Origin of the sequence: Anaeromicropila herbilytica, from assembly GCF_016591975.1 — a bacterium.
Classification (GTDB): domain Bacteria; phylum Bacillota; class Clostridia; order Lachnospirales; family Lachnospiraceae; genus Anaeromicropila; species Anaeromicropila herbilytica.
This window is the reverse complement of record NZ_AP024169.1, coordinates 1,378,828-1,394,614: the sequence shown is the minus strand read 5'-3', so window position 1 is coordinate 1,394,614 and position 15,787 is coordinate 1,378,828. Positions and strand designations below refer to the sequence as shown.

Below are 15,787 nucleotides of genomic sequence, written 5' to 3'. Positions count from 1 at the left end.
TTTTTATGCTTTACGGGTAATATTTTCTATATAATTACTCCTACATACGCTGTTGCAGCAATTCATTTGGCATCACAATTTCGTGAAATAATAAGGACCAATCCTTTTGTTGTTTATTATCCGCTACTGTTTTAACACAATTTATTAACGATTTTTGCATATTAATTGGCAAAGTCTTTTTCATATTTTTCATAATTATTTCTCCTCTTTCCTAATATTTTATAAGTGATGGGTAATATAGATATTACTTCTAATGTGATACCATATACGATGCAATTCTTAATCCAGTCTATTGGAATACAAAAGACTAAAAGGAATAATATTACATAGATAGATAACACTTTCATTCTTAATCTTTGTCTTACTTTATCACCAATGATAGGATTCTTCTCTGTATCAGCTGGTGCATAAAGGCTAAAAGCGATAAAGAATAGTATAAATATAATTATGTATGCATACCATGGCAAGACCATTCTTTGTGCTATGTATGGAGTTAATAGAATTAAGATGCAGGAATATAACATACATCTCTTAAGATTTTTCGCATGTAGACCATGAGCCTGTCCTCTACAGAGCTTAAATGACAATAACATAATAAATACTTCCTGGAACATTCCAAATTGTATTGCTAGTGCAGATACTATTAATATATGAAATACATTATTAACAATGATTTCTGTTCCGTACTCTAATTTTATTTTATCTATCCCCTCTAACTGCATGTCTTTATTAAGTCTATTGCTCAGTCTGTTAGCTATTTCCTTAATCATTTCCTTCACCCTTATCAACTCATTTTTTATACTTGTTATGAATGTATTCCAGATCCGATTGTATCTGTAGAATGCATTCTTCTGATTCCGTTTTTCGTATGTAATCAAGTATTTCGAGTTTTTGGATAAATACATTACTTGTTTTTAAGATATCGTCTGTCATTAAGATTATTGCTCCGCTTCTATCTATACTCCTAATATACTTAGCTAACAAAAATCCATTTACTTCAGGCCGAAATGCTGTATCAATTATATATACCTTTTTATTCGCTTTTTCTTGTAAACAAGCAGTTATCTCCTCTATATCATCAGAAACAAGCTTTAATTGCATATCCATCCTTTGTTTATCAATGATATCTCTTATGTTGTGCTCTAAGAAGCGTCTAAATGCAGTATCTTGCTCACAGATAATTAGCTGCGTCACTGTTGCCATAACTTCACCTATGATACCTCCTTCTTTCATTTAATATGGGGTTCCTTATGATGAAATTATTATAACAAGATTCTCAAAGCTTACACGAAACATTTCACAAATGATGGTTTCAAAGTAAAAATCGTTATATATGATTTATTATAGATACATTATTTACGATATTTACTTCAAATCTTATTCTGATGGAGTTAGTGTTGGTTAGTATTAAACATAATTAGTTTAGCTCAAATGGAATAATATGTCAATTCTATCCTGTCTATTACTTCTATATCTGCTGGCAGCCAATTCACACTCTTAAGATTCTCTTTTCCTAGCCACTTCGCAGATTCATGTTCTAGTAATTCTAACTTTCCACTCACTAAATCACACCAATAGACATGCATGGTTAAATGGAATGTTGGATAATCATAATTGACTGTACATAGAATATCTCCTACTGTAATCTCTGAATCTAATTCTTCTCGGATTTCTCGAATGAGTGCTTCTTCTGTTGACTCTCCAGTTTCCATCTTACCACCTGGGAACTCCCATCCTCCTTGAAAGTCTCCATATCCTCGTTGTGCGGCAAAGATCTTTCCTTTATTACTTCCTACACCTTTGATGACAGCTGCTACTACTTCGATTGATTTAAATAGGTTTATCTCATTTCCGTTCTCAGAGAATCTTACCTTGATACCTTCTTGAGCGAAAAATTCAGTTACTACTGACTGGAATATGTTCTCTTTTCCTTCGCAGGCACAGTTGCCCAATTTCTCGAAGGTTATTGTCGTTTCAGATTGGTAATGTAGATGGAATGGGATTGAACTTTCATTTAGGTGTGAATTTAAGTGGACTATTTGGTTGTATGTGAATGATTGTTGCATAGTTGTTTCTCCTTTGATTGTTGTTTCTTTTTGATAGGTAATTATAAAACTACTTACTACCTTAAAGATATCAAAGTTTTACAATTACCCTTATTCTATTTTGTAAAATAGTCATAGATATCATCCTGAACTGATTCTTGCAAAAGTAATTTAATATTCATGATTGGAGCTCCGTTTGTGTTTATGGTTTCGTTTGCCTCTATTGGAGTACATTGTCCCATATAGTAAAAATCACTACCTTCTCCATCACTCTTTTTTACAAATAAATAAATGAGTATACCATTATCTTTATAATTCATAAGTTGCTCTGATTCTTGTCTCCAGTTACCAGTACTTCGTGTCATCCAACTAAATACTTTTTTATCAATAAATTGATCGTCGTATTTTGTACTTTCTGCAATATCCTCTTGCTTATTGTAGGTTACAAATATAGGACATGTTCTATATTTAATTCTATATCCATAAATAGTGGAACTATCATCTCTTTCCCAATTCAATATTCTGCATACATCTTTTCTTGAATACTTTTGATATAATGCCAATCCGCAATCATCTAATCTAGGTAAATAGAGATCACTATATCGCTTTAACCCTAATTGAATTAAATCCTTCAACTGATTGTAAAACTCATTATGCTGTAACCTTTGATAATATGATTTCACCCTTTGATAGTTTCCATTTACATCTTCTTGTAATATTTCAAGATCAGCAAATTTCTTCTTATCACTTGGACTATTTAAAAACCTTCCATCTAATACATGAATTGCAGATTCAAACGCTTCATCAGTGTATGCAATACTGTAGTCTTCACTTAATTTGTTTTTAATATCATCCTGGTTAAAACTATTCGAATTCATGATACAGTCCAGAATAACTAACTCATGAGGTCTTTTCCCATTCGCTATAATGCCAGATACAAATTCTAAAATGGTATTTTCATTTTGTGCTAATTCAATTTTATAATCTTTATCTACCATCTTCCTAAAAAGATGATATGTTCCTGAATAATCAATAAATAGCATAGGATCTATTTCTCCATACTCATAAAATTCAACTAATGAAGGAATTCTACCTAACTTGTATTTTAATACCAGATATTTCTCTGTCAAAAGTTTCTTCGTCGTAGCCACGTTATTAATAGATTCAAATATTCGCTTTTTACTAATTTCATCAAAGTGAATAGTGGAGCTTCCTGGAATAATACGACTTCCTTCCATTACATATTTACGAATATTATCCTTGCTATAAGTTCTATCTCCTGATAATGCTATAGGAATCATAAAATTATTCTTATAATTCCCGATAAAGTCCAAAATAACAACGTACTCTTTTTCTTCTGTTTTTCGAAGGCCTCTTCCTAACTGTTGTACAAATACGACTGGAGATTCGGTAGGACGAAGCATTATTACTTGATTAATCTCGGGTATGTCTACACCTTCATTAAAGATATCAACTGTAAAAATATAATCAAGCTGGTGATTGGCATTATCATCATCTGTCAAACGTTCTATTACTTGCTCACGGCGTTCTTGACTATCTTCACCTGTTAAGTATTCAGTTCGATAACCACGCCTGTTAAAGTTACTAGATAATTCTTTTGCTTCGTCTTTTCTACTACAGAAGATAAGTCCTTTCACTCGCTCTCCACTATATCCGTAATATTCTGCCTTTTGAATAATATAGTTTACTCTATCTTCCGAAATGAGATAATTGAAATTTTTCATACCAGTATTATCATCAAAAACTTCTCCGTTTACCTCCAAATCTGTTATTCCAAAATAGTGAAATGGGCAAAGTAAATCCTCTTCTAATGCTTGTTGCAGACGTATTTCATATGCAATTTGATGATTGAATATTGAGTAAATATCATAATTATTTGTATCAGGACTAGCAGTCATTCCTAGCCAGAACTTAGGTTTAAAATATTCCATAATCCTCTGATAACTTTCTGCACCAGCGTGATGTACCTCATCAATGATTATTACATCAAATTCATCTTGAGAATACTGACTATGTATCTCTGTCTTTGCCATCATCTGCATTGTAGAAAACATATACTCTGCATCTGTTTTCTTGCTAGTTCCTGAAAGAAGTCCAAAGCTTTTATTGTTTCCAAACACTTTTTGATAACTTTTAATGGCTTGCTTTGCAATCTGTTCCCTATGTACAATAAAAAGAGCTTTCTTTGGGTTCATGTCTCGTAATGCAAATGCAGAGGCATATGTTTTTCCTGTACCAGTCGAACTTAGAAGTAGAGCTCTCTGAGCACCGTTCTTACGCATCTTATTCAGATTATTAATAAACGCAACTTGCATTTTGTTTGGTTTCAACTTATATTGCTCTATACTTGCAACTTTCTCTTTTTTAGCAATTCTTTGTTGATCCTTAATAATTTGATATCTTGTTCTATATTGAGATATCAACTCACTATAATTTAAAGTGTGAGAATCCTTCCACATGGAATGAAATTCATTTAATATATCCTTTGCTACTGCCCCATCTTCAGTAGAAACAATTTTTGTGTTCCACTCACGATTTTTTGTAATTGCATTTAATGTCATATTAGAACTTCCAATAATGATTCTATATATCTCTTCCTTTCGGAATATGTAACCCTTAGTATGAAAACCACCAACCTCTGAATCTGTACAAAACATTTTCAATTCTATATTTTTCAATGCACTCAATTTTTCTAATGCAGCTGGTTCACTGAATGTTAAATAATCTGTTGTTAGTATTTTTCCTGATATATTTTTTACTTCAAGTTCTTCTAGAACTTGAAGTAATGGTGTTATTCCACTCATAGTAATAAAAGCAACACTTATACAAAATTCGTCACAATTCCTTAATTCCTCTTCAATTGAAGATAATACTTTTTTCCCTTGCTTATAATCATTCGAAATAAACTCTGGCCTATATGCAAGATTTGAATTCCAGCTACTATCCACATATGCCGTCTGTAATCCATTATTAATTTCTTTGATTTTATCTTCCTGATATTCTTTCATCATATTCCTCCAAGTCAGTTTTCACAATTTATGTCTATTACTTCAACTCAGCTCTCTTACTCAACTATTTTCAAACATTCAACTTAAAATGAAGCCCACACTATTACATATAATAAATACATTCCGACACTAACACTAGCTCTGATAATATGATGCTTCCAATTTGGTTTTCCGTATAACTTATATCCATTATGTACTGCACAAGACCACAAAATAAGTAAAACACCCGCTAAAGGAATCATGCTATATACACTATTAAACATTCCAATCGTAAGTACTTCCAATACTCCCACTAACAAATAAACTATACTTTTCACCTTTGTCTTCTCAATATCTTTACTTAATACATACGCAAGTATAGATAGCATAACATAGATTAATAATACTATTTCAATAACACATTTGATTATCATAGATTTCCTCCATATGAATTATATCCAATCACTCTAGCGACCCCCCTCCGCTTATGATATTCTTATTTTCCCCTACTCAATCAACCCCAAATAACGAAACGCATGATACAATCCATCCTCTTCCACATCATCCGTAATATAGTCAGCCATTTTTTTAATCTCTGGCCCACCATTTCCCATAGCTACACCATAAGCGCAGTATTCAAGCATTGGTATATCAACTTTCGCATCTCCGAATGCAATCGTATCAGCAAGGTCTGCATGAAGATAATTAAGTAGCTGTTCAATTGCATTTCCTTTATGAATATCTTTTACTCCAAGATCTCCAAATAGAGTTTCTTCCCCTCTTCCGCCCCATGTACCTGCATGTAGGTCTGGAAAGGCATCTTTTGCATCAAGATAATCCCCATAATTGTCTAGGATAAAACTGATTTTATTCACATCATCACGGTATAACTCCCCACCAAATATCATCTCTGGAAAGGCTTTACGAATCGTCATATGTTCTGCATCTGGCTTTCCTTTTTGCTTGGTATATTCTTTTATTGTAACGTCACCACGTTCTTCAAATCTCTCACTTGCAAATAAACCCTCATTACTCTCTAGATAGAATTCCAAACCTCGACCTTGTAACCAATCAACAACTTTACGACACTGCTCCTTCGTAATCAACTGATGCATTACTACTTGATCATGTTCTTCAACATAACTACCATTGCCTCCAATCATTCCATCCAATCCAATATCCCACAGGTTCTGATACACTTCTGCTTTACTACGTCCTGTACATATATAAACACGATGACCAGCAGCTCTTGCCTTACGAATAGCATCAACAGCACTCTCTGGAAGACGATTCTCATAATCAACTAAAGTCCCATCTACATCTAAAAATATGATTTTTCCCATTTAACCTTCTCCTTCTTTTGTTGTTTCATATTAATACTGTACTTACATTCCTTTCAAATAATTTATCACAATATTAATAGATTCTCCTTAATCAGTAGATTAATACTTTCGAGAATAAAAGAATGAATTTCAATAGAGTTTCAATACTATTTCAATGGAATTCCAATAACATTCCAATAAAGTTAATCTAATCCAACTACTCCATAAAAATCATTCTTATATTCCTAATGTATCTGATACTTTTGTATCGCAAATATCACTAATTCCGATACAATACATAATCCATCATTTCTTTTTTAAATCCAGCTTGTTCCAGTGCTTCTACTGCTTCCTTCGGATATTCCTTGACCACAATTCTCTTAACTTGCGCATATATCTTCTTTCTATTGAAATCGCTTGCAAATAACCTTATTAACTCAATAAGCTCATTCTCACTTAACTCACCTAAGCTTGTTCCTTTCTTCTCATCTGTTTTTTCCCCTTGATTCATATCCCCTTGCATCAATCGAAGAATTTTCCCCTGTCTCTCAAATACAACTATGGGAAGCCCTTCTTTTAACGCCACAACCGTTCCTAACACATTAAGAAATGATCGATTCTCCATATGGGGTATACTCTTTCCCCATTGTTGAGCTGAATCAACAGCAGATAACCAGACAATCTGATTTCTTGGCATGGATAATTCTAACATAGTACCAGCAAAGTCCTTTTCTCGTATAAATTGAATTCCTGATAGACCTTCAATAAAATATCCTCTTCTTACACGACCTGTGTATTCCCAGATTCGCAAGGTCTCAAGCGCTTCTTGCCATGAGATTCCTTGTACTCCAAATACTCCATTAATGGTCTCACGACATAGTATAATTACTCGTTCAAATATTCGTTCTAATTTTTCTTCCGTTGTAAGTTCAATCAAAGGGCGTGATACTTCCCATCTTCCTGCAGTTAAAGCCATGACACGTGCACTTGCTCGCTGCTTTGCTGTTCCTTTATTTAATTTATCTATATTTTGTAGTTGTCTCACTGGTACATAGCTATCCGCACAGATTAGACCTTTGGAGGCAAGACTTAGTAAGGTATCATAAGGTGATTCTCCCTCTAGCAAAGAACCTAATCTTTGCATAAAGCTTGCGCCTCGCTTTAATAAAGCTTCATATATTATCTTTTCATTTCCTTCTAACTGCTCTAATCTACTCGATAGATCTGCATCCCAGTCAATATCTTCTGCTCTATGAAAGGATAACTCGGAATCTCCATTCACTCTCCAGAATAGATTGCCTTTCGATAACAATGTATCCAGAAGTTGTTCTCTATAACCACTAACACGCCCTGGTAATAGTGCACTTTCCCACAAAGCTATCGCATAAGGTTGATCAGACATCAAATTAAGAGTAGACTCTAGTTGCTCCGTTGGTGGTGCATTCCTTACCATCCGACTTGCTAATAAGGAGGCATATGCTTTAGCTGGTTGGGTCTTTACTTCATTTCTTCTACTCCTTATTGTGGCTTCTCTTGCTCTTTCATAGAGTTTGGCGTGATAGAAGATAGTCTCATTTTCTGCTGAATCATCACTGCTTTGTTTACCTAGCTTACTCGTTCCATTTTTGCTTACAACACTTCCAGAACCACATAATCCTTCTAGAACTTCAGCCACAGCTTCTTCAGGCCATAAATAACGCTCTGTAATTTGGCTTATTGTATGTGCTCCACGGTACCTTAGAAGTCTTCGCACTATATGCATTCTCTCTTCCATCTGTAAGGTGCTCTCCTCACAAGCCACCCTATACTCGTCTTCCTGCTCTGCTGCAATCCATAGACCTGGCTCAATATATTTTGCTTGTCCTCTTCTAACTAATATCTCTAGCCATTCAATCGGAACATCTAGTTCTCCAGCTATTAGGTCTCCCTCAATCATAAGAAGAGAGTGGAGCTGTTTCTCATCTTCTGGCATTCGTCCTCGTTCTGATACCCGCTCAAGGTGCTCTCTCTCTGGTTCAATCTTCTCAGATTCTTCTAAGGTCTGCTCTAATGCATCGCCAGTAGCCAAGTGAACTCCTATAGGTGTTGGAGTATAATCATACATCATAGAAGCTTCTGTTTGCTGACGAAGTGGTAAGGACATTGGAGATGGAATATCTAGATACATTTCTCGTACTTGTATGCTGCCTGATTGAATTCCATATAATATATCTTCAAGCCCTTTTAGATCCCAGTAGTCCTCGAGACATTCTCTCTTTGTCTCACGAATTAATGGATGCCTCCCATACCTTACTACAGAATCAAGCATCTCGGCACTTCGCATACGCTGTACCCAAAGTGGTTGACGTCCTGATCTTCGAACTCCCATCATAAGAGCATGTCCTGCATTATAACGAAATGTCATGTTGAAGATTGGCGTTGCTGGAAGAACTGCTTCCAGTATTCCTTTTACTTGTTCTGGTTGAATCTTATATAGTAATCCTTCTGGTATCTCACCCTCACCATAAGGAAATAGTAGAAAACCATCATCGTCCTCTACATAATTAATATCCGATTGCGTAATCTTCTTCGCAATTTCTTTGGTTAGAATCGCGAGTGGCATATTAATCTGCCTTCCATAGACAGAATGCACCATCATCTGATTATTTCCAGTATCATCTTTAAAATGCTCTAGTAGTATGGTTCGATCATCAGGTAAGACGTTCGTCGCTTCTATCTGACGCTTTAGATAGTCTTCTGCTCTCTTTGCTGTACTTTCATCAAGACCCAACTGCTCTAGTTCTTCTAGTAGTTGATTCTTCTCATAAGCATCACCTAACTCACGAAGAATTGCACCAAATGCTTTCCCTGTCTTAACCCTTCTTCCCTTTATCTCACCTTTCCAAAAAGGAGGTTTTGCACCTATCGTATTCGTAGGCCTTACGATAACACAATCTTTTTGTATTTTAGCAATCTGCCAAGCAAAGCTTCCAAGTAGAAATTTATCACCTATTCTCGCCTCGAATACAAACTCTTCTTCTAACTCTCCAAGCTTTACACCACTTTCTGTCTTAGCAGCATACATTCCCTTATCAGGTATCGTACCACCAGCTGAGATTGCAAGTATCCTACTATAGGCATCCCCCTCGACATATTCATGAATACGGTCATAGAGAATTCGAGGACGAACTGGGAGGTCACGCTCATGTTCATAGTCTCCAGCTAACATGCAAAGTACGTCTTTCACATCTTCTTTGGTTACCTCTCGAAATGGATAAGCTCTCTTTAATAGTTCCATCACTTCATCAACAGAATAACCTTCTCCTCCTGCCATAGAGACAAGGTGTTGTGCTAAGATATCAAGACATAATCTTGGTGGAGCAGAATACTCAACGCCACCATCTTTCGCTACCTTTGCTGTTAACCCGCAGTAGAGTCCCTCCGATGCAAACCTCGGATACATATACATCACGCTAGTTCGACCTGGATTATGCCCCGCACGACCAAGTCTTTGCATTGTACTTGATATTGTTCTAGGACAACCAATCTGAATTACCTGATCAATATCACCAACATCAATTCCAAGTTCCATAGAAGACGTTGCACATAATAGATGTAAGTTACCATCTCTTAAATCCTGTTCCACTTCTAGACGTTGTTCCTTCGATAAGCTACCATGATGCGTTCTTGCATATCCTTCCCCTGCAAGACCATTTACATAGAAAGCAAGTTTCTCTGCTGGAGTACGTCCTTCCACAAAAGCTATGACACTTTTGGCTTTTCTACATTGTTCATAGATTGCACTTGCAATCTCCTGCCAGATAGAATCTTTCTGTAGTACGTGATAATCAGTAAGTGGGCTGGTAATATTGAATTCTACTTTTTTCTCCATCTTTGGAGCAACTATCGTTACTTGATCTGGAGATAAATACTCTGCGGCTACTTCCAAAGGCTCAATGGTTGCTGAGAGACCAATCCGCTGTAATGGTTTTCCACATAACTTATCTAATCTAGCAATGGAGAGCATAAGATGACTTCCTCGCTTAGAATCAATCATCGCATGAAGTTCATCAATAATAATGGCTTTGGCAGTATGAAGAATGGATTTTCCTGATTTACTCGTTAACATTAGATATAGAGATTCTGGCGTTGTGATCAAGATATGAGGTGGCTTCTTAATCATCTTTCTTCGATCATTCTGAGTGGTATCGCCTGTTCTGATTGCAATATTAAGATCAAAAGGGGTTGAGTTCGACTTAGAATCCTCTTTATATTCTTCCTCTAGAATACCATGAATGGGGCGGTTTAGATTCTCACGGATATCTCCTGCTAAAGATTTGAGTGGAGAGATATAGATTAGATGGAGTTCATTAGTTAAGGTACCTCGACGAGCTTCTTCCTTTAACCGATCAATAAATACTAGAAAAGCGGATAATGTCTTACCAGTACCAGTCGGAGCGGATACTAATGTATCACATCCTGATGCTATTGCAGGCCATGCTTCCTCTTGTACTTTCGTAGGTGTACCAAGGGTTCTTTGAAACCACGCTGCAGTATGGGGATGAAATAGATCTAGCGAATTGGATGACATAAGGTTCCTCCTATTTTCATACGGTAAATTTAAAGCGTGCGAGTAGTTCGCACGCAATCATATTAGTGATATTATATAATATGTGACCAAAAATTACCACATGGTATTTTCAATAAGATAGTGCAGTGATTTTACTTGCATACAAAGGTAAAATCACAAACGTTAAATTATCGATTTAGTTTTTTTAATCGCTTTTTTGTAAAACGAATTACAAATTTATAAAATAATTTTCTTGGTAGGAACTTTGCAATCCAACAAACAATCTTTGTATTCACACCTGGTACACTTATAATTTTCCCCTTCTTCATATCTTTCATAGCCATTTCAACAATTTTTTCTGGTGCAACAAATTTCATAAATCCCTTTTTCTTCTTCACTACATTCATTCCTGCACTTTGATGAAAATCAGAATCTATAAAACCAGGACATACCACCTGAACTTTTATATTTGTATCAATAAGCTCCAGATAGAGTCCTTCGGTAAAATTAAGAATAAATAATTTTGTTGATGAATATAGTACATTTCTAGGCATTACTGCAAATGCTCCGTCCGAAGATATATTAATAATCGTACCTCTATTTCTAACTAACATTTGATTTAATATATTCCTAGTTAATATCACTACAGCATTCATCTGTAAATACATAATACGGTCAATATCTTCTTTTGTTGTATTTGAAAATACTGGCTTCAATCCAAACCCTGCATTGTTGATCAATACTTCAATTTCATCCTCTTTCATTTCATTAAGAAGAATATCTACCCCCTTTTTATATGCTAAATCTACAATTACTACTTTAACCGTAACATGATACCTTTCTTCTATTTTTTTACCATTTTCTTTAATCTTATCTTCTCTTCTTCCTGTAATGATTAGATTATATCCCTTTTTCGCATATTCCTTTGCATATGCCAATCCTAGTCCACTTGTTGCTCCTGTAATTAACGCTACTTTCTTCATTGTTTGTCTCCTAACTTTTAATTATAGATTGGTTTTAATATATAACTCTATTCAGTTGAATGACTTTCATTGACACTTATTCATTCATAGATTATATTTTTACCTCGGCTATTCACCGAGGTATTTTACTTTAATAATAATTTGATAATTGATATCACTTTGTCTACTTTTTCTTCTGATGTTAAAGAATCATCATTAATGATGGGTGATTGACCATATACAATAAATTTAGATATTGTAGTTGGATCATCTGCCTGTAAAATTCCCTTCTGATTTAATTTCACAATAAAAGTTTCAATATACGGCTGTAGTTTATCATTCATTATGATTTCTAATTGTTTGTGAAATAACTGATTTCCTTCCTTATGAAAAAAATCATGATACTTTTCTTTACCTACATTTTTAATAAACTCATTAGATAATTTTTCTAAGTATATCTCCAATGTTTCCTCATTATTCTGTAATATTTCTACTAAAGGTTTGATGCACTCCTCAGCGTATAAGTTCGTTGCATATTCATACAATTCATACTTCGATTTGAAATAATTATAGCAAAGTCCAGGAACAACATTAACTGCTTTTGCAATATCTTTCATTGAAGTTGCTTCATAACCTTTTTCCGCAAAGATTCTCATTGCAGTATCTGCAATTTCACGTTTACGCACTTCTGGTTCCTTTGATATTCTCATAAGACACCTCCTGTTACACATTATAGTTTTTGATTGACTAAAAGTCAATGATTACAATTCATTAAACTCGAAAGAAAAAGAATATCGAAACCTCGACTAATTATATTGATATTCCTTATCTTTCTTTCAGTTCATTAATAGACTTCTATCTCACCCGAGAATTGTTTTGCTTTCTCCAATAATGGCCCTTCCGCTCCCATAGTAAATGCAATATCACTGCTCCTTATAGACAAGAGTTCCATCCCATTCTCTAAATTAAGAATATGCATCATTTCATCGGTCAATTGAATCCTTCCACTATCATCAATGGTTATCCAACAGTAACTTCTTCCCTTATAAGGTATGAACTCTCCCATTGGGATACTATAATCACATAACCCTTTATTATCTGTAAGTATGTGTCCAAGCTTTGACGGATATAACAAGCCTTTTCTCATCACACAAAATCCACCTGTAGCTTTACTTCCCGTCATAAGATAAATATATCCTTCTGATTTAATATCATACTCAACAATTGCTTGTGTAGGAAATTGTATGCTATTATCTTGTTTTATTATTGATTTTCCAAAAATATATTTTCCACCTTTATTCATCTGTGGCATAACTTATTTACCTCCTAAGTTAACTTTTTTTCTTAATGTAATCATACATAAAACAATATGAGGAACATACATAAATAGAAACGATATTCTTTGCCATAGTCCTTCATAAGTCATTATTTTTACTATTCCATTACTATCTGCACCTATGTTTTCACTAGCTACGAATATTGTAAAGGCTAGCAAACACACTATAAAATCTAGTAAAAGAAGTAACGCTGCGTTACGATAGGATTTCCATAGCATGACTGCTGCGATCAGACCTGAAAATGTAAATAACGTACATCCAATTACTGAACCATACCCATGAATCATCTGTGGTATGGTCACCATATTCTTTGAATCACCAATCGAGAAGAAGCCTGAATTGATACAATCAAACACTGCATATCCTAACGTAATGAGAAGTAAACATGTTCTACTATACTTTGCCACACTCTCATAACTTCTGTAAACGTGTAACCCAATAAAGATAAATGATACACCAAGACAAAGCATCCAAATGTTATATATAGCTCTAACTGGTGAATCTTCACTTCCTAACGCACTTAATACCATATTCATATAATTATAACCAAGATAAAAGAGTGCAAGAAAAAATGGTAATATACAATCTGTCAGACTAATTACTACTACAAATAGAAACCATTTATTATTTTTCATTGATCTCTCCTATCTCAGAAATCATCCTATTAGCACTTAAGATTTCTGCATCCACAATATCTTCCATTCTTTGTATATTAGACCCAACAATACATGGCAGTGATATCTTCTCAACACTTAGAATTTGATTATGAATTCCACTCTTATATTCCTCTAATATCTGTAATCTTTTTTGAAGTAGTTCTCTCATTTCTTCTCTGGGAATAAGATAGGCATAACTAGCTACTACGGAGAATACAGTCGTATCAAAATCCATGCATACAAATAACTCTCGAATCGTCTTTATTAAAACAACTCTCCCTTCATCCGTTATTGAGTAAACCGTTCTTTCTGGCATATTCCCATTTTTCTCTATTCGTCCCTCGATATAATTCTTTTTTACTAACATATGAATTGTACTATAAACAGTAGCGTCCGATATTTTTAACCACCATCTTACTTGCATCTGCTCTAATTTTTTTGTAATCTCATATGCTCCTTTTGGTGATTCCAGTATCATTCCTAGTAAAAGAATTGCTGGTTTTGTTAACATATAATCTCTCCTTCCTAACCGGTCCCTAACCACTTTATATATAAATTGATTTATCAATAAACTACTTTATATATAAAGTACTATATTATAAAATATATGTCAATAACATTATCCAAACATTTACACAAAAAAAATCAACCAAACATTTACTGTCTGGCTGATTTTTTATTATATATTAAAACTTTTACATCATCGTTACTATGACGAGTTTGTGAAGTTACTTATGTTTAATTAAATCCTACAGCTTTCTGAGATATCTTATATACTGCAACAGATACCCTTCTTCCCACTCTTCCTGGAAGATTCACTGTAACTCCTAATATTCCATTTCGTAATCGGTAAAATAAACGAGTATCTTTCTCTTTTATGTATTTCCAGAGTTCTTTCTTCTTATATAGGTTCTCAATGGTTCCTGATCGAATTAATAGAATTGTTGATACCACTGTGATGATTTCTAGATAATTCATCATATATTTACGTCTCTTTGCATTCTCTACATTACGTATATCTATTTGTTCGAACATAATTTTATTTACTTTAATCTGCTGATCAATTCTACCAATCATTACTTTTTCATTTACAGATTGATCATCTCGACCAATATAATATCGATAGAAATCAACGCTTAGATAATACATTTTTGAAACATAAGGTAATGGAAGATAGACAAATAGATTGTCCACATAAAAGGTATGCTTCGGTAATTCCAATTCGCATTCATGTAGTAATTCTGTTCGATAAATCACAGAATGCATTAAGATATATTGACCCTTACGAAAATGTCCAATATCATCCCAGGAGAAGATTACTCCCTCTGGAAGTACACCTTCATACTGCATGACCTTTTTATTCGTTGCCCCTTCTTTTTCATAGACGAAATTACTTACCAACATATCAATCGGTGTGTTTTCCTGGGTTAGATTCTCTAGTGTTTCTAATATCTTCTCATATGCACTTTGCTCTACCCAATCGTCACTGTCTACAACTTTAAAATATAACCCCGCTGCATTACGTATCCCCGTATTTACTGCTTCTCCATGTCCACCATTTTCTTGATGAATTGCCTTTACAATGGTTGGGTAAGAACTTGCATACTCCTCTGCAATTACTGCGGTACTGTCTTTTGAACCATCATTTACAATAATGATCTCAACACTTTCTCCACCAGTTAAAAGCGACTCTATACACTTTCTCATATAATTCTGTGAATTATAACAAGGAATAACAATTGATAATAATTTCATTTCTCTGCCTAGCCTTTCAATTTTGATAACCTTTTCCTTCGTTGAATGGTTTTAAATATGATGTAATATCGGGTAACCCTTGTGATTATTACCACAAGTATAGTACCAACAATCTTATATCGACAATTAGTGACACATTTATAATATCATATT

At 34.3% G+C, this 15,787-nt stretch carries 14 protein-coding genes and 1 pseudogene; all 15 read right to left on the bottom strand.

Translation table 11 applies throughout. The features are described 5' to 3' along the window. Window positions 1–40: 40 nt before the first annotated feature. Window positions 41–193, bottom strand: coding sequence for a hypothetical protein (locus bsdtb5_RS06085; protein WP_271715139.1), 153 nt, complete (start codon window positions 191–193; stop codon window positions 41–43). Then, a complete protein-coding gene (locus tag bsdtb5_RS06080) occupies window positions 162–770 on the bottom strand; it encodes an accessory gene regulator B family protein (protein WP_271715138.1) in 609 nt (202 codons plus the stop codon). The genes bsdtb5_RS06085 and bsdtb5_RS06080 overlap by 32 nt, the downstream gene beginning before the upstream one ends. A 19-nt stretch (window positions 771–789) precedes the next feature. Further along, window positions 790–1,233, bottom strand: a complete 444-nt coding sequence (locus bsdtb5_RS06075; RefSeq protein ID WP_271715137.1) for a response regulator — start codon at window positions 1,231–1,233, stop codon at window positions 790–792. A gap of 194 nt (window positions 1,234–1,427) precedes the next feature. Continuing rightward, complete coding sequence (locus tag bsdtb5_RS06070; RefSeq protein WP_271716058.1) at window positions 1,428–1,844, bottom strand: (deoxy)nucleoside triphosphate pyrophosphohydrolase; 417 nt, start codon at window positions 1,842–1,844, stop codon at window positions 1,428–1,430. A 57-nt stretch (window positions 1,845–1,901) separates the two neighbouring features. Further along, window positions 1,902–2,066 (bottom strand): annotated as a pseudogene (locus tag bsdtb5_RS22005) (hypothetical protein); the annotation flags it as partial. A 95-nt stretch (window positions 2,067–2,161) separates the two neighbouring features. After that, the gene (locus bsdtb5_RS06065; protein WP_271715136.1) at window positions 2,162–5,074 is read right to left on the bottom strand and encodes a DUF3427 domain-containing protein; all 2,913 of its coding nucleotides are present in this window, start codon (window positions 5,072–5,074) and stop codon (window positions 2,162–2,164) included. Window positions 5,075–5,157: 83 nt separating this feature from the next. Next, window positions 5,158–5,487, bottom strand: coding sequence for a hypothetical protein (locus bsdtb5_RS06060; RefSeq protein ID WP_271715135.1), 330 nt, complete (start codon window positions 5,485–5,487; stop codon window positions 5,158–5,160). 72 nt (window positions 5,488–5,559) lie between these two features. Further along, window positions 5,560–6,396 (bottom strand): HAD family hydrolase, encoded by an 837-nt coding sequence (locus bsdtb5_RS06055; RefSeq protein WP_271715134.1) that lies wholly within the window; start codon window positions 6,394–6,396, stop codon window positions 5,560–5,562. Between the two features lie 259 nt (window positions 6,397–6,655). Next, a complete protein-coding gene (locus bsdtb5_RS06050) occupies window positions 6,656–10,945 on the bottom strand; it encodes a DEAD/DEAH box helicase (protein WP_271715133.1) in 4,290 nt (1,429 codons plus the stop codon). A 167-nt stretch (window positions 10,946–11,112) separates the two neighbouring features. Further along, window positions 11,113–11,907 carry an SDR family NAD(P)-dependent oxidoreductase gene (locus bsdtb5_RS06045; RefSeq protein WP_271715132.1) on the bottom strand — a complete coding sequence of 265 codons (795 nt, stop codon included), beginning with the start codon at window positions 11,905–11,907 and terminating at the stop codon, window positions 11,113–11,115. Between the two features lie 125 nt (window positions 11,908–12,032). After that, a complete protein-coding gene (locus bsdtb5_RS06040; protein WP_271715131.1) occupies window positions 12,033–12,596 on the bottom strand; it encodes a TetR/AcrR family transcriptional regulator in 564 nt (187 codons plus the stop codon). A 134-nt stretch (window positions 12,597–12,730) separates the two neighbouring features. Continuing rightward, a complete protein-coding gene (locus bsdtb5_RS06035) occupies window positions 12,731–13,198 on the bottom strand; it encodes a hypothetical protein (protein ID WP_271715130.1) in 468 nt (155 codons plus the stop codon). A 3-nt stretch (window positions 13,199–13,201) separates the two neighbouring features. Next, the gene (locus tag bsdtb5_RS06030) at window positions 13,202–13,858 is read right to left on the bottom strand and encodes a DUF998 domain-containing protein (protein ID WP_271715129.1); all 657 of its coding nucleotides are present in this window, start codon (window positions 13,856–13,858) and stop codon (window positions 13,202–13,204) included. Further along, window positions 13,848–14,390, bottom strand: a complete 543-nt coding sequence (locus bsdtb5_RS06025) for a PadR family transcriptional regulator (protein WP_271715128.1) — start codon at window positions 14,388–14,390, stop codon at window positions 13,848–13,850. Before bsdtb5_RS06025 ends, bsdtb5_RS06030 begins: the two co-directional genes overlap by 11 nt. Window positions 14,391–14,617: 227 nt before the next feature. Further along, window positions 14,618–15,634 (bottom strand): glycosyltransferase family 2 protein, encoded by a 1,017-nt coding sequence (locus bsdtb5_RS06020; RefSeq protein ID WP_271715127.1) that lies wholly within the window; start codon window positions 15,632–15,634, stop codon window positions 14,618–14,620. Between the last annotated feature and the right edge of the window lie 153 nt (window positions 15,635–15,787).